Source organism: Kineococcus glutinatus (assembly GCF_039542765.1).
GTDB lineage: Bacteria > Actinomycetota > Actinomycetes > Actinomycetales > Kineococcaceae > Kineococcus_A > Kineococcus_A glutinatus.
Genome location: NZ_BAABIL010000638.1, coordinates 1 through 1368, shown reverse-complemented (window position 1 = coordinate 1368; position 1368 = coordinate 1). Strand labels below are relative to the sequence as shown.

Sequence of the window (1368 nt, the reverse complement as noted above, 5' to 3'; positions counted from 1 at the left end):
CGCCGGTCCGGCGGGGACCGGGGGCGGTGCTCAGGCCGCGGACCCCGCGGTGGCGGGCGCCGCGGGCAGGGCGGCGCGGGCGGCCGCCACCAGCGCCGCGAAGGCGGGGGCGTCGTTGACGGCGAGCTCGGCGAGCATGCGGCGGTCGACCTCGACACCCGCGGCCTTGAGGCCCTGGATGAAGCGGTTGTACGTCATGCCCTCCGCGCGGGCGGCCGCGTTGATGCGCTGGATCCAGAGCTGGCGGAAGTCACCCTTGCGGGCCTTGCGGTCGCGGTACGCGTAGACGAGGGAGTGGGTGACCTGCTCCTTCGCCTTGCGGTAGAGGCGCGAGCGCTGACCGCGGTAGCCGCTGGCCTGCTCGAGGACGACGCGGCGCTTCTTCTGGGCGTTGACCGCCCGCTTCACGCGTGCCACAGGGGGTGCTCCTTGCTGTCGGGTCGCGGCCGGTCACCGGCCGCGCGAGGTTCGGGGTGCGCTTGCCGCGTCAGCGGGCGAGCAGCTTCTTGATCTTCTTGGCGTCTGCCGGGGTGACCACCGCGTCCAGCGCCAGGCGGCGGGTACGGGTGGACGGCTTGTGCTCGAACAGGTGGCGGCGGTTGGCGCGCTCGCGCAGCACCTTGCCGCTGCCGCTGATGCGGAAGCGCTTCTTCGCACCGCTGTGCGTCTTCATCTTGGGCACGGGGTTCTCCTGTGGTGTGTCCGGTGGTGGTGCGGGTCTGCGGGGCCACCGCGCCGTGGCGCGGTGGCGGGCGCGGGCCTCAGGCCGTGGTGCTCTCCTCGGCCGGCGCCGTGACGACCTCGGCAGCCTCGGTGGGGGCCGCGTCGGCGCGAGCGGCGTCCTCCTTGCGGCGCTTGTTCTCCGCCTTGGCCTCGGCCTTCTTCTTGTGCGGCCCGATGACCATCACCATGTTCCGGCCGTCCTGGCGCGGGGAGCTCTCGACGCTGCCCAGCTCCGCGACGTCCTCCGCGAGCCGCTGCAGCAGGCGGAAGCCCATCTCCGGGCGCGACTGCTCGCGACCGCGGAACATGATCATGACCTTGACCTTGTCCCCCGCCGAGAGGAACCGCTCGACGTGCCCCTTCTTCGTGGCGTAGTCGTGCGGGTCGATCTTCAGGCGGAAGCGGATCTCCTTGAGGATCGTGTTCGCCTGGTTCTTGCGGGCTTCGCGGGCCTTCATGTCGGACTCGTACTTGAACTTGCCGAAGTCCATGAGCTTGCAGACCGGCGGACGGGCCTGCGGAGCCACCTCGACCAGGTCGAGGTCGGCCTCCTGGGCCAGCCGCAGCGCGTCCTCGACGCGCACGATCCCGACCTGCTCCCCGTTGGGGCCCACGAGCCGCACCTCGGGAACACGGATGCGGTCG

3 protein-coding genes are annotated in these 1368 nt (G+C 71.9%); all 3 read right to left on the bottom strand.

Annotated elements, in window-relative coordinates:
* Nucleotides 1-30: 30 nt before the first annotated feature.
* Entirely contained in the window at nucleotides 31-417 is a 387-nt protein-coding gene (gene rplT / locus ABEB16_RS19420; RefSeq protein ID WP_345713851.1) for a 50S ribosomal protein L20, read from the bottom strand.
* Between the two features lie 70 nt (nucleotides 418-487).
* Nucleotides 488-682 (bottom strand): 50S ribosomal protein L35, encoded by a 195-nt coding sequence (rpmI, locus tag ABEB16_RS19415; protein ID WP_345713850.1) that lies wholly within the window; start codon nucleotides 680-682, stop codon nucleotides 488-490.
* A 79-nt stretch (nucleotides 683-761) separates the two neighbouring features.
* Nucleotides 762-1368: translation initiation factor IF-3 (infC, locus tag ABEB16_RS19410; RefSeq protein WP_345713849.1), on the bottom strand; the 607-nt coding region annotated here is incomplete at its 5' end.